This is a genomic window from Fibrobacter sp. UWB12 (assembly GCF_900142485.1).
In the GTDB taxonomy this organism is placed as follows: Bacteria; Fibrobacterota; Fibrobacteria; order Fibrobacterales; family Fibrobacteraceae; genus Fibrobacter.
The window spans coordinates 105601-125991 of sequence record NZ_FRAZ01000006.1 but is presented as its reverse complement, the minus strand read 5'-3'; the positions used below and the strand labels follow the sequence as shown (position 1 = coordinate 125991).

Annotated in this window: 18 protein-coding genes; 17 read left to right on the top strand and 1 reads right to left on the bottom strand. The window is 46.6% G+C overall.

The window, feature by feature from the left end:
- Positions 1-23 precede the first annotated feature (23 nt).
- The 4 genes from BUA34_RS10505 to BUA34_RS10490 all read left to right on the top strand — a co-directional run bounded on the left by BUA34_RS10505 (position 24) and on the right by BUA34_RS10490 (position 2828).
- Positions 24-467, top strand: coding sequence for a hypothetical protein (locus tag BUA34_RS10505; RefSeq protein WP_072829335.1), 444 nt, complete (start codon positions 24-26; stop codon positions 465-467).
- A gap of 140 nt (positions 468-607) precedes the next feature.
- Positions 608-1321, top strand: a complete 714-nt coding sequence (locus BUA34_RS10500) for an AzlC family ABC transporter permease (RefSeq protein ID WP_072829333.1) — start codon at positions 608-610, stop codon at positions 1319-1321.
- Entirely contained in the window at positions 1318-1638 is a 321-nt protein-coding gene (locus BUA34_RS10495; protein ID WP_083579772.1) for an AzlD domain-containing protein, read from the top strand. Before BUA34_RS10500 ends, BUA34_RS10495 begins: the two co-directional genes overlap by 4 nt.
- Before the next feature lie 86 nt (positions 1639-1724).
- Positions 1725-2828 carry a vWA domain-containing protein gene (locus tag BUA34_RS10490; protein ID WP_072829331.1) on the top strand — a complete coding sequence of 368 codons (1104 nt, stop codon included), beginning with the start codon at positions 1725-1727 and terminating at the stop codon, positions 2826-2828.
- Positions 2829-2883: 55 nt separating this feature from the next.
- Here the strand turns inward: BUA34_RS10490 and BUA34_RS10485 are convergent, their stop codons facing one another.
- Positions 2884-4053, bottom strand: a complete 1170-nt coding sequence (locus BUA34_RS10485; RefSeq protein ID WP_072829329.1) for a GGDEF domain-containing protein — start codon at positions 4051-4053, stop codon at positions 2884-2886.
- Between the two features lie 289 nt (positions 4054-4342).
- Between BUA34_RS10485 and BUA34_RS10480 the strand changes: the two genes are divergently transcribed.
- The 13 genes from BUA34_RS10480 (at position 4343) to BUA34_RS10415 (ending at position 20389) form a co-directional block, all read left to right on the top strand.
- Positions 4343-5371: a vWA domain-containing protein gene (locus tag BUA34_RS10480; RefSeq protein WP_072829327.1), complete on the top strand. Its 1029-nt coding sequence runs from the start codon at positions 4343-4345 to the stop codon at positions 5369-5371.
- Positions 5372-5729: 358 nt separating this feature from the next.
- Entirely contained in the window at positions 5730-7250 is a 1521-nt protein-coding gene (locus tag BUA34_RS10470) for a M16 family metallopeptidase (protein ID WP_072829323.1), read from the top strand.
- Positions 7251-7270: 20 nt separating this feature from the next.
- Positions 7271-8332, top strand: a complete 1062-nt coding sequence (locus tag BUA34_RS10465; RefSeq protein ID WP_072829320.1) for a hypothetical protein — start codon at positions 7271-7273, stop codon at positions 8330-8332.
- Between the two features lie 2 nt (positions 8333-8334).
- Positions 8335-8991, top strand: coding sequence for a TrmH family RNA methyltransferase (locus tag BUA34_RS10460; RefSeq protein ID WP_072829319.1), 657 nt, complete (start codon positions 8335-8337; stop codon positions 8989-8991).
- A 61-nt stretch (positions 8992-9052) separates the two neighbouring features.
- Positions 9053-9973, top strand: coding sequence for an MlaD family protein (locus tag BUA34_RS10455; protein ID WP_072829317.1), 921 nt, complete (start codon positions 9053-9055; stop codon positions 9971-9973).
- Positions 9974-9980: 7 nt separating this feature from the next.
- Positions 9981-10253: an HPr family phosphocarrier protein gene (locus BUA34_RS10450; protein WP_072829670.1), complete on the top strand. Its 273-nt coding sequence runs from the start codon at positions 9981-9983 to the stop codon at positions 10251-10253.
- Positions 10225-12063 carry a phosphoenolpyruvate--protein phosphotransferase gene (gene ptsP, locus BUA34_RS10445; RefSeq protein WP_072829315.1) on the top strand — a complete coding sequence of 613 codons (1839 nt, stop codon included), beginning with the start codon at positions 10225-10227 and terminating at the stop codon, positions 12061-12063. Before BUA34_RS10450 ends, ptsP begins: the two co-directional genes overlap by 29 nt.
- A 17-nt stretch (positions 12064-12080) precedes the next feature.
- On the top strand, positions 12081-14360 hold the full coding sequence (locus BUA34_RS10440) for a lytic transglycosylase domain-containing protein (protein WP_072829313.1): 2280 nt from the start codon (positions 12081-12083) through the stop codon (positions 14358-14360).
- 33 nt (positions 14361-14393) lie between these two features.
- Positions 14394-15233, top strand: coding sequence for an EamA family transporter (locus BUA34_RS10435; protein WP_072829311.1), 840 nt, complete (start codon positions 14394-14396; stop codon positions 15231-15233).
- Positions 15234-15336: 103 nt separating this feature from the next.
- Positions 15337-16707 carry a nucleotide sugar dehydrogenase gene (locus BUA34_RS10430; RefSeq protein WP_072829309.1) on the top strand — a complete coding sequence of 457 codons (1371 nt, stop codon included), beginning with the start codon at positions 15337-15339 and terminating at the stop codon, positions 16705-16707.
- A 24-nt stretch (positions 16708-16731) separates the two neighbouring features.
- Positions 16732-18045 carry a nucleotide sugar dehydrogenase gene (locus BUA34_RS10425; protein ID WP_072829307.1) on the top strand — a complete coding sequence of 438 codons (1314 nt, stop codon included), beginning with the start codon at positions 16732-16734 and terminating at the stop codon, positions 18043-18045.
- A 5-nt stretch (positions 18046-18050) separates the two neighbouring features.
- Complete coding sequence (locus tag BUA34_RS10420; protein WP_072829305.1) at positions 18051-19262, top strand: glycosyltransferase family 4 protein; 1212 nt, start codon at positions 18051-18053, stop codon at positions 19260-19262.
- Positions 19263-19321: 59 nt separating this feature from the next.
- Positions 19322-20389, top strand: coding sequence for a glycosyltransferase family 4 protein (locus BUA34_RS10415; protein WP_072829303.1), 1068 nt, complete (start codon positions 19322-19324; stop codon positions 20387-20389).
- Positions 20390-20391: the final 2 nt, after the last annotated feature.

The following is a 20391-nucleotide window of genomic DNA, read 5'->3' as shown; positions in this document are numbered from 1 at the left end:
TTCCCTTGTTTTGAGGATTCGCTATGAAAATGATGAAAAAAATTATGTTTGTCGCCTTCGCTTTGTTGGTTGCCTCTTCCTTTGCAGCCAAGAAGGTCAAGTCTAAGATTGGCGACGTGGAACTCACCAAAGAAAAAGATGGTGGCTCCGTAGTCTGCACGGCTAGCTTTAACGACGAAATGACCGTCTTGAAAGAAGGCGATACCGAAGTCCTCGTGAAGGGCAGCTGCGGTCAGGGCTGGGTTCCGAAGGCTAAGGTTGAATACGTTGCCCAGAAGGCTGGCGACAAGTCCATGAAGTTGGAAGACGTGGACATTGTGGGCTGGCTCGATAACCCGAGTGCCGTGTTCGTGTTGGAAAACGACGACATTGACTTTGACGGTGTGAACATCGACCGTGACTTCAAGGAATACTTGCAGCACACGATGGACCGTGAAACGATCGAAATGAGCAACGGCGAAAACTAATTGCTCTTCATTCACGAATGTTTAACCCGCGGCTAAGCGCTGCGGGCTTTTTTTATCCTTCAACCTACTAAAATTGCATATATTTAAATATCTGCATAAATCATTGCCGCAAATCGCCTAAAAATACTATCTTTGCGTCCATGAAATTTTCAGATGGTGTAAAAGACGGGCTTCCGATAGGGCTTGGCTATTTTGCAGTTTCGTTCTCGTTCGGTATTGCAGGCTCGAATTTCTTGTCGTGGCCGCTCGTAACGCTTATTTCCATGACGAATTTGACATCGGCAGGGCAATTTGCAGGGCTCCAGATTATGACGGATGCTGCCGGTACGTTTATCGAAATGGCTCTTGCGACGTTCTTCATCAACCTCCGCTATTCGCTGATGGCTATTTCTTTGTCGCAGAAAGTTTCTTCTGATTTCGGAACGGGAAAGCGCTTGCTTTTGGCAACGGGCATTACCGATGAGATTTTTGCCGTGGCTATGTCAAAACAACGCGTGACTCCGATTTATTTCTTTGGACTCATGACGCTCCCTTACATTGGCTGGTCTTCGGGAACGGCGGTCGGTGCTATTTGCGGCGAGATTCTCCCGGCGATTGTGACGAACGCTCTTGGCGTTGCGCTTTATGGAATGTTTGTGGCTATTGTCGTTCCGCAGATGAAGGTGCATAAACCGACAATCTTTGCCGTGGCAATTGCTGTAGCTTTGAGCTGTGCCTTCAAGTTTGTCCCTGCGCTCAGCTGCGTTTCTGTGGGTTTTGCGATTATCATTTGTGCCTTGGTGGCTTCCCTCGTGGCGGCGGCGTTGTTCCCCATGAAAAACATCAATAACGAAGATGAAGGAGCCGGCAAATGAATATCGACATGCAGACTTACGTGATTTATTTGCTGGTCATGGCAGGCGTGACGCTGTTCTTGCGTGCTGTGCCGTTCATTTTGCTGCGCAAGAAGCTCAAGAGCGTTTTCTGGAGCTCGTTCCTCGCTTACGTGCCGTACACGGTGCTCAGTGCAATGACCGTACCTGCTATTTTCTTTGCGACAGATAGCCGCTTGACGGGTGCCTGCGCCCTCCTTGCCGCGGTGGTTGCTTCGCTCCTTGGCGGTGGCCTTGTGACCGTTGCTGCGGTCTCGTGCCTTACCGTGCTCGGTGTTGACGGACTCATGCTCTTGTAGAATTCTGAATTTGGAATTGTCTCCGCGACGACTAAATTGTATATTCTTGCGTGTAATTTATAGTTTTTCGTTATTTTGGAGCTGAAATGGATATTGGAGCCCTTCATTTTCAAAATCCCGAGGCCTTTTGGCTGTTGTTGTTCGTGCCGCTGTTGATTGCGCTTTATGTTTATCGCCAGCAGCGCCGCAAGAGTACAATCAAGTTCCCGGCGCTTGCGCTTGCAAAGAAGGCGGTGCCGAGCCGTCGCGTGAAGTTTAGGCATATTGTACCGGCACTCCGATTGGCGGCTCTTGTTTGCTTTGTGGTGGCTCTTGCGCGTCCGCAGAACGCGATGGAAGTCGAATACACTTCGACCGATGGCGTGGATATTATGCTTGCGCTCGACGTTTCCGGTTCCATGAGTACGCTTGACATGCTTACGAATGCGGAACAGTCAAAGCTTGGTACGATGAATGCCGAACGTTTTTGGAAGAACGGCGATTTTTGGAAGTACAGTCGTTTGGGCTATGCTCAGGATGTGATTGCTGAATTCATTGGCAAACGCCATAGCGACCGTATTGGTCTTTCGGCATTTGGTGCTCGTTCGTTTACGCAGTGCCCGCTTACGATGGATTACGGTTCCCTGCTTGAAATCTTGAAGGCTAGCGATGATCTTGCCCGCGATACGCTTGTGAATAACAGGACCGCCATTGGCGATGGCTTGATGAACGCTCTTGCTCGACTCAAGATGTCCGATGCCAAGTCCCGCGTCGTGATTCTCTTGACTGATGGTCGTGACAATGCGAGTGTTGTCCCGCCGGTGCGTGCCGCCGAAGTGGCGAAGTCCCTGGGCGTGAAGGTTTACACTGTTGGCGTCGGCAAAAAGAATGGCAAGATTCTTGCGTTCCAGCGGAATCCGTGGACTGGCGATATTTCTTGGGGTGAACGCGATATCACGCCCGAAGAAGGCATTGACGAAGACGTGCTCAAGTCGATTGCTTCAAAGACCGGTGGCCGATTCTACCGTGCCGAAAACAAGGCCGAACTTGAAAAGATTTATTCTGAAATTGATGAACTTGAAAAGACCGAAATCGAGACGATCGCCTATGCCCGCTATGCAGAAAAGTTCTACCCATGGCTGTTGGTTGGCGCTCTCCTCATTTTGCTCGAACTCATCCTCGCAAATACAAGATTCGTGAGAATCCCGTGATTCGGCATCCAACGCTTCACTCGTCATGGGACTAGCCCCATCCAGTTAAGTTTTACTATTCCTTCGGTGCTGGAGTTTCGGGCTTGTAGCAGTTTTTCTTTGCTTCGGCGAAAATCTTGGAAATATTGCTTGTCGAAATGTTCGAAATTTCGGCAAAATGCAGGCTGAATGAAATCTTCCACGTTGTCATGTCTGCTTGCATGCTGTCGCGGTCACATTCGCGGATAAGCTTTTGACAGAACGCTTCGATTTCAGAGACTTCGTCGCGTTCCATCACAATTGCAAATTGGCTTTCGCCAGTTCTTGCCAGGAATGCGTTTTGCCCTCTACATTGGCGTTTAAAGAACGACGAAATATCTACAAGCACACGGTCGGACATTTCATAACCAAAATTGCGGACGATATCCTTGAAGTAGTCCACTTCCATGACGAGCAAGAACAGTCGCTTGCTAGGATCCTGGTGCTGTGTGATGAACTGGAGGTATTCGGTCAAGCGTATTTTGTTGTTTACGTTGGTAAGCGGGTCCGAAGTAATTCTGTACTTGAGGAGCGTGACGTAAACATGCAAAAGGGTTAAAGCAAAAATAGGGTCGGTGAACGGAATGTCTGGAACGAAATATTGAATAATGCAGGAGCAACTTGGAACAAGGGCTATGAACGAGAGATAGAACGCTTCTTTTCTATTCGTGGAATTCTTTTGCGAAAAGGCATGCTGGATGCCCAAAATCATGGTCGCGAGAATGTAGAGGAAATTCAGCCCGATAAGGAATGGCAAAAGCCTTCTGAACTGGAGTGATGTCGTGTGGCAATCGTTTGTGAATCCGTAAATGCTTATGCCGATGCAAATGAATATGCCGATGATGCTTGGGGTCGAGAATAGCGGGAACAGGTGCTTGTAAGAATAGACGCTTTTGCGGATTCGGAGGAAGATGAACGAGAACCATAGCTGGGCGAGGAGTAACGAGGAACTCAGGCTCAAAGCGTACATGATGGCATAAATGACGCAAATCTTTTGGTTGCTCAAGTAAAGGTCGCTTTGGGCATGGACCGAATAAAGCATCTTGGTCACCGTGCTCAAGACGATGTAGATGATAGTATCGATGATGGTAAAACCGAGAATACGCTCTTCTAGATGCCTAAGGATACTGTCTTTAAACTGTAGCAGCGTAATAATTAGTACTGCTATACAGATGATATTTATTTCTATCAGTCCTACGTATGACATCTCGCAACCTTAACCTTAGAGGAAATATAAATAATTGAAATCTTTTTGTATGAAAAGAAATGCATACAGTAGGAAGTAGGCAGTGGTTTGTAAACAGGATAATAAAATGAAGAATGAAAAATGAAGGATGAAAAATTAATTTCCCATTATTCGTTTTTAACTTTTAATTTTTCATTCCTAACCACTTTCTAAAACACGAACTAGTAACTGTTGACTAGTGTCTAGTAACTTCGAATTTTGTATATTCTTCTTGCCTATTTGAAATGATGCAATTTTATCGGAGTAGATAATGAGATTTGCAGAACCGAATTTTTTGTGGGGCCTTTTTACTCTGCCTCTCTTTGCGCTTCTCTTTGTGTATGCGTATCATCGTCGTAAAAAACTTGCAGCACGTTTTGTATCGCTTTCGATGCTTTCGAAACTTTCTACGAGCGTTTCTCCGTGGCGCCGCCTGACCAAAGTGCTGCTTTTGCTCCTGGCTATTGCATTTTTGTTTGTGGCGCTCGCCCGTCCGCAGTGGGGGCGCAAGATGGAACATGTGGAACGCCGTGGGCAAGATCTTGTGCTCGTGCAGGACGTTTCGCTTTCGATGCTTGCCGAAGACGTAAAGCCGAACCGCTTGGTTCGTAGCCGTCACGAAATTTCGTCCTTCCTCGAATCGCTCTCGGGTGACCGTGTGGGCTTGGTGGCGTTCAGTGGTGAAGCTCAGGTCATGGTTCCTTTGACACTGGATTACGGTACGGTGCAGATGGTGCTCCGCGAGCTCAATCCGGGCTGGCTCATGCCGGGTACGAACTTGGAAAAGGCTATTCGTAAGGGTATGACTTTGTTCAAAAACTCCGGTGGGGCAAGTCAACATTCGATCATGATTCTCATGAGCGATGGCGAAGAACTTGAGGCTGCCGCAGTCAATGCCGCGAAGGAAGCTGCCGAAATGGGCATCAAGATTTATACGATTGGTATCGGTTCTCGCGAAGGTGTTCCTATACCGCTCAAGGACAAAAACGGTGGAAGCGTTTACAAGAAGGACATGCAGGGTAATATCGTGACGACCCGCCTTGAAGAAGGAACTCTCCAAGAAATTGCAAATGTGACCGGAGCGCTTTACTTCTATGCTAGTCCGGGCGAGTTCCAGTTGCAAAAGGTCTTGACTGAAATCTCGACGCTCGAAAAGAAGGATCAGAGCAGCGACCGCATGGAAAATTACCAGGACCGCTACCAGATATTCCTCGGACTTGCCGCTTTGCTGTTCTTGATTGAAGCTATTGTTTCGGAACGTGGCCGTCGCCGCAAGCAGCTGAACGGAAGATTCAGTTAGTCTTTGGTCAATGGTCATTAGCTATTAGATATGTCTTGCCCGCATTCATGCGGGCATTTTTATTACAATACAAGAAGGAGATTCCCGCTCGGTGGCGGGAATGACATGGTTTGAAAAAAGGCCCGGCGCGCATGCGTCGGGTCTTTTTCATAGGAGGGATTGAAGAAGCCTTCCTGGTGGGGCTTGTGTCTCGACTGGAGAACTGTGCGGAAGCCGGAGGTTGGCTTACTACGCGTGTTGTGGCCACTAGGAAGGCTCAAGTATTAATATATGTCTATTTGCGGAATGGGGAGCAATAATCCTAAAAATGATTGGTCTATTTTGGAATGTTCCGCTTTAGTTTGCTATTTTCTAGTTGATGAATACGAAATATTTAGTTTCTACTGCGTTTTTGGCCTCTTTGGCTGTTTTGACCGCATGTTCCCTGATGCCGAAAAATGGCTCGAATTCCCGTAATACGGTGGATGTGTATGCCGCGGCTGCTCAGGATTCTGCGAATGTGTCGAGTTCTTGGGCAGGCTTGCCCGAACATTATAGCAAGATTGAATTTCCTGAATACAAATATGTAGCTCCGTATCCGAAGGATTTCCGTGTGGAAATTGCTGATGGTATCACGGGCTATATTGTAAGCGACAAGACGCTTCCGCTCGTAGACTTTACGGTTTATTTTGAAGAAAATAATTTGCCGCAGGTCCTCAAAGACAAGGCCGCCTTTGAAATGGTTGGTTCCATGATCCGTCGTGGTTCGGGTGGTGGAATTACTCCGCATGCCCTTGAAGATTCTCTTGAATTTGTGAGTGCCTCGATTTCTACAAGCGTTGGGACTTACCTTTCTGCTTTTGACATTAACTGCCTTTCTAAAGATTTCCCGTCGATGCTCGAACTTTCGAAGAAAGTGCTTACGGCGCCTGCGTTCGACAAGACTCAGCTAGAAATTGTAAAGGCAAACTTTGTCACGTCTTACGAACGCCGTTACGAAACTCCGGCGAAGGTGCTTGCTGCACTCAAGTCCAAGGTCAATTACGCCCCGAATCCGCGCCTTTGGGATGCAAACGCCAACGAATACAAGGCAGTGACTGCAGCCGATGTAAAGCGCCTTGCTAAGGGAGTGTTCTCCTCTAAACGCATCGTCTTTGCTCTTGCTGGCGACGTGGACAAGGATTCTGCTGTTGTGGCTCTCAAGAAGTTCTTTGCGGACTGGAAAGTAGAACCTGCGAAGACCGAAAAGCCAAAGCCGACACCGCTTACCTTTGCACGCAAGCCCGGTGTGTATGTGGTCGACAAGGATATTACGCAGGCTAACATCACCATGAACCAGCCGTTCGTTCAGCGCCCGCATCCGGATTACTATCCGACTGCCGTGGCTAGCTTTATTTTGGGCGGTGGCAGCTTCAGTTCTAGACTCATGAATCGAGTCCGTAGCGATGAAGGACTTGCTTACAGCGTCTACAGTACGGTCGGTAACGATTACCGCGACACGGCGATGACAACTATTGCTCTTCAGACGAAAGTGGAAACGATTGATTTTGCGTTGAAGCTCATTTTCGAAGAGGTTGAAAAGCTTGCGAAAGATGGCCCCACGGCAGAAGAACTGGAACAGGCCAAGAAGTCTTTGGTCGAAAGTTTGCCGAGCCTTTTTGACACACCGTCTTCGACAGCATCCATTTTTGCAAAGGGTGAACTTCTTGGCAAATCGGATGATCATTATTTAGATTATGTGAAGGAAATCACGGCTGTGACTGCGGAACAGGTCAAGGCGATGATAGCTAAGTATTTTGGTAAGGACAAGATGACGATTTCGATTGTCGGTCCTGTCTCCATGTTCGAATCGCTGAAGCCATTTACGGTGATTCCTTTGGATAGTCTTGAGTTCCGTTAATCTTTAAAAGCGAGGTGTCTATGCAGGGTAAGAGTTTGCATTTTTCGTTTTTGAGCGTATGCATTGGTGTTGTACTGGCGCTGGGCTCTTCTCTGTCTTATGCCGCCAAGATTATCCCGGCATCGGAAGTCTCACGCAAAACAATTTTGAAGAAAGTACACAACAAGGACGAAGATGTACGTTCTTTTTGTGCGGGCATGTTCAAGTGCCTTGATATTAGGTACGAGGCTTGTACCGAGAACGATATGAAGCCGTGGCCTAAACTTAATTATGACGAGGAATTCTGCGGCCCCTATAAGGAAATTGTAAAACGTGGTTTCTCGGTGGATATTTATAAGCCTATGGTGGCTGATGTTTTTTTACGTCTAGGCCGCCAGTACAGGGCTATTTATTCTAGCGAAGGAACTCTCCCGCTCGAAGTCAACGAAATCACGTTCTTGTTCGATAATATGCCGTTTACAGCGGACTTGATTAACGCTTATCTAGAATCGGAATACACTCTTGAATACAATAGCCATGACCGTCGCTATTTCTCGGGCGGTAATGGCCATGGACTTTCGGGTGATTTTTATTGGGCCTTGCAAGATAGTGCAGGTACAAAACCCATGTTGCGTAACATGTTCTTTGGCTATGGTTACGCACAAATTCTAAAGTGGTCTCTCAAGGGAACCGCAGTGGCGTTCTTGGATATGGACTTGGTCGCTCCTCGGAAACTCAAGTACAAGCTTACCGCTTTTGTATTCCCTGCAAATTCCGTCTTGAATTCGATTATGCAATTGCGCGTTTTCAAAAGTGTCGTGAATTCGAAGATTGACGATGTCGTGAACGATATCAAAAAAGCATCGTCAATGTATTACGGCGGAAATCGTCGCCCGCTTACGACAAATGCTAAAATGCGGACGCCCGAAAATCAGCGCCATATAACAGAATTTGATAAAGTGGTCTCTGGCGGCTCCTGGAAACTCGGGGATGCTCTCCGTCTTGAACGTTCTATGATGGAACTTAGCAAGCCGAAGGCAACGCCTGCTAAGCCTGCAGAACCAACGGAACCCACAGAAAAAATTTCTATAAAAAAGGATTAAAAATGAGTGAACCTAAGGACTTGGAAACTTTGCTTGCACGTGTTACGGAACGTCGCCGTGAACTCTTGACATCCGTTGTTAATCGTCGCACTCGTCATTTTTGCATGGTGCTCGAAGACCTGTTCGATCCGCACAACATATCGGCTGTTATCCGTACGGCAGAAGTTTTTGGACTTCAGGATGTGCACATCATCGAAGAAGACAATGCCTACAGTGTGAACAAGTCTATCCTCAAGGGTTCTTATAAGTGGATGAGCCTTTATTTGTACAAGAAGCGTATGCTTTGCATGGAAAAACTTCGCGCAAAAGGTTACAAGATTGCGGTCGCCAGCACGAACACGACGAACTCTGTGCTCGACCTCGATTTGAGCCAGCCGATGGCATTCTACTTGGGTAGTGAATTTCACGGAAACCACCCGGATACACTTGCCCATGCCGATTACGAATTTAAGCTCCCGCAGTATGGCATTACAGAATCCATGAACGTGTCTGTTGCCGGTGGTGTCTTGATGACGTATCTTGATGTGTTCATGCAGAAAGAAGGCCGCGAAAAATTTGCGCTCCCTCAGGCCGAAAGAGATGCTCTTTTGCTTGACTGGCTTGACCGTCATGTAAACGGAATTGAAACAAATAGCCCCATCGTGAGGGTGGAGGGATAATCCCCATATTTTTTATTACGCCTCCAATGCCAATCGTAAAATATGCTAGATTGTTTTTAGAATGAAAAAGAATACTGCTTTATATTTTTCTGTTGGCCTTGTCGTTCTTTTAGCCATTTTCATTTTGATATTTGGCATGATTTTCTTGAACGAGAAGGATCTGCGTGAGACTTTTGATGTGTACCATTTGCGCTTTACGCAGGTGAGTACGCTAGTTTTGGATGACCCGGTCAAGATTAACGGTGTGAAGCTTGGTCGAGTGGAATCGATTGAACTTTCTGGCCATCGCGTTGTTGTGACGGTCAGGCTCAAGTCTAATGTGAAGATCCCGAAGGATTCCGAAATCCGAGTGCAGAATATCGGAATTATGGGCGAACGCCAGATTGGCATGATTCTCGGAGATTCCGAAGAATACTACGTGCCGGGCGATACCATTACGGGACAGTTTGATGCGGGTATTGCCGAAGCACTTGGCCTTGCTGGTGAAGTTTGCGATTCTACAAAGGTGCTCCTGGAAGCGGTGAAGACTGCTTTGAATGGAACAATTGCAAATCCGGATTTTCAGGACCGTTTCAAGACACTCCTTGTGAAAGCAGAAAATCTTGAAGATCGCCTGATGTCGCTTGTTGTGACGACCGATCCGCAGCTCAAGAAGAGCCTTGCAAACCTCAACAAGGTGACTGTCAAGGTGAATGAATTGGTGGATGGCGTCAAGGAACCGATTAACGGTCTCTTTGCTGGAACGGATAAGGTTATGGGTAACGCGAACCAGTTGATTTCGGAACTGGAAGGCGTGACAAAGCATTTGGATGGGCTGATTGCCAAGGTGCAAGCCAAGATGGATTCAAAAGACAATACCGTCGGTATATTGCTGAACGATAGACAGCTTCATGACGATCTTGTCAAAACGGTACACTCCGCTGACAGCCTGTTCAAGATCATCCTGCAGGATGGCCTTGATATTAATGTGGATTTCTTCTGAGGAATTGATGATTACAAAGTTATTTACTGTTTCCAACAAATTGGGTATTCACGCTCGCCCGGCCGGTATGATAGTTGATATCACGGGCCAGGCCAAAAGTGATGTGTCCATTGTATTTGATGGATCGAAGGCCAACGCGAAGAGCATCCTTAACGTGATGATGCTTGCTATCCCTGCCGGTTCCGAAGTCAAGTTCGAAATCGATGGCGAGGACGAAGAGCTAGTCGTTCAGCAGTTGGAAAAGCTTTTTGATGACCACTTCAACGAAGAACCCTGCTGATTTTGTGGCGAAGCCCGCTGAAGGTTCTTCCCGGAAGTCTCCGAGAACTGAACTTGTTGGCGTGCCGTCGTCTCCGGGCTTTGCCATGGGGACGGTGTTCCCTGTTGCAAATCGCGAATTTTCTGTGGTCGATGAGACGCTCCCCGAGAGCCGCCTTGCTGCAGAAGAACAGATGTTCTTGAAGGCCATTAGCAAGACCTCCAAGGAAATTGCTCAGATTAAAGAAATTTCAGAAACCAGAGCTGGTGTCAAGGACAGCCTGATTTTTGCTACCCACTTGATGATCTTGCAAGATCCGGGACTCGTGAATGGAGTTCTTGACAAAATCAAGAAGAAACACAAAAATGCAAAGTGGGCGGTGCATGTCGTATTTAACGCATACATCGAAAAGTTCGAGAAAATAGATTCTCCGGCCATGCGCGACAAGGCGGCGGACCTTAGGGACCTGTACAACCGCTTGATGTCGGCAATGGATGACTCCGGACCGGTATTGGAGGACGTGTCTGACGAAGAAGGCATTGTCCTTGTTGCTCATGAGTTTGTTCCAAGTTTCTTGATGACGCTCAAACCGGGCCAGGTGAACGCAATCGTGATGGATACTGGTGGCCGTACAAGCCATGTCGCCATTTTGTCGAGAGCGTTGCAGATTCCTGCTGTGTCCGGTCTTAGAAATGTTGCGGCCCTCGTTAAAAGCGGCGATACAATTATCGTCGATGGTGCTGATGGTAAGGTTATCATCAATCCGAACGAAGACGATATCCGCAAATTCCATGAACGCCAGGAAATGTTCGAACGCCAGCGCCGTGAACTTTTCACGATGCGTCAGTTGGAGCCGATGACTCGCGATGGCAAGTACATTGTGCTTCATGCAAATATCGAAATTCCTACAGAAGCGGACAAAGTAACGGACTTTGGCGCAACGGGTATTGGTCTTTACCGTTCGGAATTCTTGTTCTTCAGGAAAGATACTCCGACTGAAGCAGAACAGGAAAGCGCATATAGACATATTCTCGAGAAGATGGCTCCGTTCCCGGTTGTCATCCGTACGCTTGATGCGGGTGGCGATAAACTGGTGTCGGGTGTTTCGGCAGTAAATGAATCTAACCCGTTTATGGGTTGGCGTTCCATCCGCGTATGCCTTGATCGCGAAGATATTTTCATTACGCAGTTGCGTGCTCTGCTGCTTGCAAATACAAAAGGCAATTTGCGCATCTTGCTTCCGATGATATCGAGCATGACGGAATTGCGCCGTGCAAAGGCTTGCATTGCGAAAGCCCGCAAACAGCTGGAAGACGAAGGTCATAAGTTGCCCGTTGTGAAAATCGGCTCAATGATCGAAGTTCCCGCTGCCGTAATGATTGTGGATAAACTTGCTAAGGAAGTCGATTTCTTTAGCTTGGGTACAAATGACTTGATCCAATTTACGCTTGCCGTAGACCGTACGAACGAACTTATTACAGATATGTTCCAGCCGCACCACCCCTCTGTGCTCAGCATGATTTATCAGACTGTGGTGGCTGCACACCGTGAAGGAATCCCGGTGGCTGTTTGCGGTGAAATGTGTACGGATCCGATGAGCGTTTTGTTGCTGGTTGGCCTTGGTGTTGATGAACTTTCAATGACTCCGTGGAGCGTGATGACCACGAAGAAAATTATCCGTTCTATCAACTTTGAAGATGTTCGTGAAGCTGCGTTGACTGTTTTGCAAATGGATGATGCCGAGAGTGTAAATGAGTTTTTGCACAAAAAGTATGCTCAAACCATTATGGAACTTGGTATATCTGGATTTGTGGGACAGGTAGAAAAATAAAAAGAGTTGGTTGGTCGATGAAAATATTTTATTCGTTGTTGTTTGCATGCACAGCCGCCTTGTATGCTCAGGTGGATGGATCGGCATATTCTTTGTATAAGTCTCCGTTTTCGGATCAGGAAATGGTGGCTCCGGATCAGTTCCAGGATGCTGTTATCCGTGCTGCTCGGGCAAAGAAAACAATGAATGATATTTCTGTTTCGCAGAACCATCGTGATTTTGCGCGTGCAGCCTATTACTATTACAGTGGTCAGTGGGATAGTGCTTATGCCGCCTACAATTCTTTGCGCAAGCGTGAACCGGAATTGCTTGGAAGCGTTGTGCTCCGTATGGCAAAGGCGAACTTTAAACAGGAACAGTACGCCAAGATGCGCGAAACGCTGCGCCTCGAAAAGAGCCTGGAAAATGACAGGGCTTGGCGCGAATCGGCGGACCGCTTGAGAATCGAAGCCTCAATGGCTGATTTTTCGCTGAATGATGTAGCCCGTGCAGATTCGCTGATGGCATTCCTTAATGGAAATCCGGATGGCGATGATGTCGATCCCTTAAAGTATCGTTACGCACGCTATTTAGAAGATTCTTACCAGTTGAAGCAGGCAAAGCGCCTTTACATGAAGCTTTTGACGAGCCGTACATCGTACAAGGATTCTGCGTATGCTTCAATCCGTCGCTTGAGAGAAGTGCTTGGCACGCCTGAAACGCTTGCTGAAAAAGTCGCTTATGCAAAGATGGCATGCAACAAGGACGAAATGAAAAATTGCCTGGAGTTGCTAGATTCTATCCAGATTCTGGATGCTCAGCAGGCTCAGAAAAATCCGGCTTCGGTGGTGGTGCTTGATGACCCGGCCTATGCGCGCTTGAAGAAGAGCACGCTAGATTTGAACACGCGTATTATGCTGTGGGAAAAACGCGCTGGTGCATTGCGCGCGTTGAACCGCAATGAAGATGCCATTGAACAGTATCGCAACTTGATTGAAAATGTAGAAGCGCGTCCGTCCTGGATCCAGGCGATTCTCAAGCTTTACCGCAAGGAAGCTGCAGGTCTCTTTGACGAAGAAATCCACATGTACGATTCGCTTTTGCAGGACGTGAGCCAGTATAGCAACGAAAATGCCAATAATCTTTGGTTGCGCGGCTTTGAATTTGAACAGAAGTTGATGTACGACAAGGCGATTGAGTGCTACAAGAAACTCATTCACAAACGTTTTAAAAGCAACTTAAAACGCCAATGGGCGAGATTCCGCATAGGCTATTGCTACTTTAAGCGTGGCATGTGGGTTGAAGCTGTTGCATATTTCCGTGATGCAACGAAAGACCCGTTCTTGTGGAGTGGTAGCGCTTCGAGAATGTTCCTTGGCGATTCGTACATGAAAATGGGCGAGGATTCGCTTGCCCGTGCTGCGTACCTCGATTGTATCAAGGATTTCCCGCTCTCGTACTATGCTCATCGCAGCCGTACTAAACTTTTGGAAAAACGCTTGCTGCCGGAAGATCAGATTCCGTATGCACATGGTGTAGCGATGTCCCATGCAGCAACGATTGACTGGATCCGCTCGGTGAACAAACTCGGAAAGCCCGATGCTTCGTATAGCAAGGAACGCTTTGAAAAAATCAAGAAATTGTTCCTCTATGGTTTTGAGGAAGAAGCTTTCAGGCTGTATGAAGAAGTCAAGAAGAAAAACTTTAAGCGTCTTGATTTCCTTTACGAATACGGTAAGCTGTTCTATGAAATGGGCGAAACTGCTGCCGGGTACAGACTTGCACGTCAGTTCCAGGCGAAAATTGATAGACGTTTGTTGATGGCTCCGCCGATTGACGTGTTGCATTACCTCTTCCCGGTGCCGTACGCCGATCCGGTCGTTTACCATTCGGGGAGCAATATCGATCCGTTCTTTGTGTATAGCGTGATGCGTCAGGAATCCATTTTCGATTTCCAGATTACATCGCCCGCGGGCGCTTGCGGCCTTTTGCAGATTATGCCTGCGACGGGAAAAATGCTTGCGGACAAGGAAGAAATTTCGAACTTCAATCCGAAGCGCCTTTACAATGCCTATATGAATATTCGCTTGGGAATCCGTTACTTGGTGGATCTCAAGGATGAATACAAGAACGACTACATGTACGTGCTCTGCAACTATAATGCAGGCCCGAAACCGACGAAGCGTTGGCAGTCCGAAAGCGAAGGTCTCCCGTGGGATTTGCGCGTCGAAGAAATCAGCTACTGGGAAACCCGCGACTATGTCAAACGCGTCATGGGAAATTACTGGATTTATCAGGAAATATATCGAGATAAGTAGTATCTAGTAACTCGATAAGTTCTGCCAACTGCTATGTTATTTCTTCTTTTAACCATCGGTCCGGCGTTCCTTTTTGCCTGTGGAAACATTCTTGAAAAATCGGGAGTATCTACTGTAGGCAAACGCACGGGCGGTACTTCTAGACCCTGGGAATTTTTCAAGGGCGTTATCACGAATAAATTTTGGTGGCTTGGCATTGCATGCTCTGGGCTTGCAACGCTAGGTTATTACATTGCCATGGCCCAATATGATTTGAGCCAGGTGCAACCGATGATGGTCTTGAATCCGGTGCTGACGGCACTCATGGGTTTCTGCATTTTGAAAGAAGTCTTGACCAAGCGTATTGTCGTGGCGATTTGCTTTGTTGTGGCTGGCCTTCTTTATTCTGTCGAAAATCTTGGCGAATCGACTGCTGTGCAGAATATCGGGAGCCTTTGGGCGTATGCAGGTGGGCTTTGTTTTGCAACGTTAATTGCGCACCTTTGGGTAAAAGATCGCGAAGTGGTGGACTCGCTCATTATGGGCGTTGGTTTTGGACTTTCGGCTGCGTTTTATAAGAGCCTTGCCATGGATTTTGACCTCGACCACATCGAATTTTCTTCGGTGGCGAACTTGCTTATGGATTTTAGGACGCTTGGCTATGTCGCTACTTATGGCATTGCTTTTTTGTACTCGCAAGTGTCTTTTTCGCGTGGACGAGCCCTATTTATTATCCCGTTCAGTGCGGCAGTCGGTGCTGCGGTTCCGACATTAGCGGGGGCTCTTGTTTTTTATGAAGCGTTCCCGATAGGGAAGGTTATTTCGGTCGGCTTAGTGCTCATTGGTGCCTGTCTTTTTATTGTTCGCAGGCCGAGAAAAAAAAAGATTGCTTAGTTTGTCTGTATTGTCGTTGGACCCTTAATAATGGCTTATAAAAAGCCTTTATTTTGCCTATGGGTGATAATGATTCGTGGTGTAATTGCTATTTTATAACATCATGAGTTTCGAAACTAAAATTGTTTGCATTGGTGCAGGCTACGTCGGTGGGCCTACCATGACTGTTATCGCTGACAAGTGCCCCGATGTTAAGGTTACCGTAGTTGATATCAACCAATCTCGCATTGACGCTTGGAATAGCGAAAATCTCCCGATTTTTGAACCCGGCTTGGATGATGTTGTAAAGCGCGCTCGTGGCCGTAATCTGTTCTTCAGCACGGATATTCCTGCAGCCATCAAGGAAGCGGACATTATCTTTGTGTCGGTGAATACCCCGACGAAAACGTTTGGACATGGTGCCGGTAAGGCTTCTGATCTCCAGTATTGGGAAAAGACCGCCCGAAACATTTTGGAAATTGCTGACGAAGGAAAGATCATCGTCGAAAAGTCGACGCTCCCGGTTCGTACCGCTGCGGCCATGGAACGCATCTTGAATTCAAACGATAAGGGCCTTCACTTTGAAGTGCTCTCGAATCCGGAATTCCTTGCAGAAGGTACCGCCATTAACGACTTGTTTGAGCCCGATCGAGTGCTCATTGGCTCCCATCAGACGGAATCGGGCCTTGCTGCCTGCCAGAAGCTCGTTGATGTTTATGCTCACTGGGTGCCGCGCGATCGCATACTTACGACGAACCTCTGGAGCTCCGAACTGACGAAGCTTACTGCAAATGCATTCCTCGCACAGCGTATCAGTTCCATCAACTCGATTAGCGCTCTCTGTGAACGCACCGGTGCAGATGTCGACGAAGTCGCTTATGTAATGGGCAAGGACCGCCGTATCGGTCCTAAGTTCCTCAAAGCTTCTATCGGTTTTGGTGGTAGCTGCTTCAAGAAGGACATTTTGAATCTCGTTTACCTTTGCGGTTACTACGGACTACCGGAAGTGGCTGCCTATTGGGAAAGCGTCGTGAAAATTAACGAGTGGCAGACTCACCGCGTGGTGGACCGCATGCTCGAAACAATGTTCAATACTATCGCCAGCAAGAAAATTGCCGTGTTCGGTTTTGCGTTCAAGGCCAATACGGGCGATACCCGTGAAAGCCCGGCGAACCTCGTGGTTCGCGACTTGCTTGCCGAACACGCACTGCCTGTCGTGACTGATCCGAAGGCTATCCCGGATGCCAAGCGCGACCTTAAGGATGTGATTGATCAGGTTTCATTTGAAGAAGACCCGTACAAGGCCGCCGAAGGTGCTCACGCCGTTGTCGTCTGTACCGAATGGAAATGCTTTGCTGAACTTGACTGGAAACGCATTTACAGCTCGATGGCGAAACCTGCCTTTGTATTTGATGGTCGCAATATTTTGGATGCGGACGCCCTTAGGAAGATTGGCTTTGAAGTAACAAGCATCGGAAAGGGCAAAGCGGAGTAAAAATTTTACTAAGAGATAAATATTATGGCTTCTATTAGTGTATTTGGATTAGGGTATGTCGGTTGTGTTGGAATCGCCTGCCTTGCAAAGCTAGGTCATCGAATGATTGGCTGCGATGTCGATGTTAATAAGGTAAATCGAATTGCTGCCGGACTTCCGACAATTGTCGAAAGGGATATTGATGAAGTTTTGCAGGATGGCTATAAGGCCGGACTTATTTCGGCTACATCTTCAGCTGTTGAGGCGGTTGCAAAAACGGATGTATCGTTCCTTTGTGTCGGTACACCTAATGCTCCAGACGGACGCCTTGATACAACATATTTGATGTCTGCTGTGCGTTCGATTGCCGAAGCTATTCGTTCTAAGTCGACATTCCATATCGTCGTTATTCGTAGTACCGTGCCTCCTGGAACGAATGCTGCTGCTGCGGAATTGATTGAAAAGGTTTCGGGAAAACGTGAAGGAATCAATTTTGCTGTGGCCTCGAATCCAGAGTTTCTCCGTGAGGGTATGGCTGTTGCCGATTATTTGAATCCTCCGTTGACTGTTATTGGGTGCGAATGTCGTCGAGCCCTTGATGCTCTTAGAAATCTTTACGCTCCTTTGGGTAGTGAAATTGTAGAAGTCGAGCCGAAAGTTGCCGAAATTATCAAGTTTGTCAATAATTCATACCATGCCTTGAAGGTTACATTTGGAAACGAAATAGGCGCAATTTGTAAAAAGCTCGATATCGATAGCCATAGTGTTATGAACTTGTTCTGCAAGGATACCCAGCTGAACATTTCGCCGTATTACTTTAAACCGGGATTCGCTTACGGCGGCTCTTGCCTTCCTAAGGATTTGCGTGGTTTGAATTTCTTGGCCGAATCTCATCAGGTCGAAGTTCCTGTTCTTTCGTCGATTGAAAACAGCAATAACATGCACATTCGCCGAGTGCTAGACCGCGTGCAAGAAATAGGCGTGCGTTCTGTGGGCATTGTTGGGCTTACTTTTAAGGCGGGAACGGATGACTTGCGTAATTCGGCCGCAATTCGTTTGGCCGAAGGCGTCTTGGGCAAGGGTTGCTCGTTGAGCATCTATGACCGCTATTTGAATATCGCTCGCGAAAAAGAAACAAACCTGCGTGAATTGAATAAGCGTATTCCGCACCTGCTTCCGCTTCTTGTGAATGAAGTTGAAGATGTTGTGAAAAATAATTCACTTGTCATTATTACCGTTCGAAATCCTGAGATCTCGGAACTGATTCGTAAGAAACCTGAAGTTCATTTCTTGGATCTCGTTCGCTTGAAGGATCCGTCTGTAGAAACGCTTTCTAATTACGAAGGTTTTTGCTGGTAAATTCTATGGAACAGTCTTTGAAGGAACTTTCGGGAAAGAAAGTTTGCATTGTCGTTGAAAATCTCCCGGTCCCTTTTGACCGCCGTGTTTGGCAGGAAGCGACATCTTTGCATGAAGCAGGTGCCGAAGTAACCGTAATTTGCCCGAAGACAAAGAAGTATCCTCAGGAATATGAGGAACTTGATGGTATCAAAATTTATCGCCATCCGTTGCCAGAAGCAAAGCGTTCGCTTGATTATTTCAAGGAATATTTTTGTGCACTTTATCATGAGACTCGTCTCTTGTTCAAGGTGTTTAGAAAGCAGGGCGTACAGGATGTGATTCATGCTTGCAATCCGCCTGACTTGATTTTTATAGCGGCGTTCTTGTTCTTTACATTTACGCGTTGCAGGTTCCTTTTTGACCACCACGATATTAATCCGGAACTCTGGATTGCAAAATTTGGCAAGAAAGGCTTGGGCTACCGCGCGATGATTCTGGTGGAACGTCTTACGTACTTTTTTGCAAAGCATGCCATTGTCACGAATGAATCGTATAAGGAAATTGCGATGCGCCGTGGCAAAAAACGCGAAGAGGATGTGACGATTGTGCGCAGCGGTCCAAACCTCTCGAAGTTGAAAATTGGCCCCGCCAAGCCGGAAGTTAAGAAAGGCTTTAAGTATCTGATTGGTTATATCGGCGTGATGGGCAAGCAGGAAGGCATTGATCTTTTGCTCAAGTCTGTCGATTACATCGTGAACAAGAAGGGCCGCAAGGACATCCGCTTTTGCATTATGGGCGGGGGACCTTCTTTGGAAGAACTTCGCGAATTGAACAAGACGATGGCGCTTACCGATTATGTGGAATTCCCTGGTCGCGTGAGTGACGAATTCTTGGCCGATGTGATGAACACGGCTGATGTGTGCGTCAATCCGGATTTGCCTTCTGAAATGAATGACAAGTCCACCATGAACAAAATCATGGAATATATGGCGTTCGGAAAGCCGATTGTGCAGTTTACGCTCAAGGAAGGTAAGTTCTCTGCACAGGAAGCTTCGCTCTATGCAAAGAATACCGATACAGATGACTTTGCCGAAAAAATCCTATGGCTTTTGGACAATCCTGAAAAGGCGGCGGAAATGGGCGCCTTTGGTCGCAAGCGTGTGCAAAACGAACTATGTTGGGATTATGAAAAACCGAAGCTGATTAGCGCGTACAAGAAGTTACTTGGACTGTAAAAAGGAACTGTCTTTGCTTCAGAACAATTGATAAATGAGATCCGGTCTATTATTGGTTGATGATTAGAATTCTAGTTTTTCCGCAAAAAGAGACTCCTCAGAATAGTTATTTGGGGAATATAACTAGTGTTATTTCCGACGAATACACCGTTGTTGGTGTTAATGAAGCCATAAAACGAAAATGGGGTAGCCTTTTCTTTTATGATGTTGTCCATCTAAATTGGTTAGAAAATATTCGTGGCAAAAGCCGGATTAAAGTTTGGATGAACTTTATTTTTCGCTTTGCTACCTTGATTTATTTTAGGTTGCGAGGAAAGCCTATTATTTGGACAATCCATAACAAGGAAGTCCATGGGCAGGAACTAGGAAAGTCTTTTTCTAGAATAATGATGAGATCGTTGCTGAAATGGAGCACCCGTATTCATATTTTATGTGATGCAACGTTTGATGAAATCCCTGCTTTAGAAAAATACAGGAATAAAGTTGTCTGTATTCCGCATGGGGATTATATACAGAATTATCCTAAATCGGATTTGAATATTAGGGAAAAATATGGAATAGCAGAATCAAAGAAGATTGTGTTATTTTGTGGAAAAATTGATCCCTACAAGAATATTGATGTTCTAGTTCGTGCATTTGAACAGTCAAATATTGGACAAAGTGATTTTGTGCTGCTCGTTTGTGGATCTTGCCGTGATTTATCGTATAGGAATAAGATTGAACAAGCTGCACAGGGAAATGAAAATATCATTTTGGACTTTAATTTTATTCCGGTTGACCAGATGGAAGCCTATTTGACCCAATCGCTCTTGCTGGTTGCTCCGTATGATAAACGATGCACTTTGAATTCAGGTACGTTGTGGATGGCTTTTTCCTATGGCAAAACAATGATATGCCCGGAAATTGGATGCATTCGCGATGTTTTAAAATCTACGGATGCTGTGTATTCGTATGATTATGATTCTGCCCAGTCGCATGAAGATTCCCTTATAAGCGTGTTTAAACAAGTGAAAGAAGATTTCGCTGATGGTAAGCTTCGCATAAAGGAACAGAATGCTTTTGACTATATCGAGAAACGGTCTTGGAAAAATTATAAAAAGTCTTGGATTTCTTTGTATCACTTCTAGCA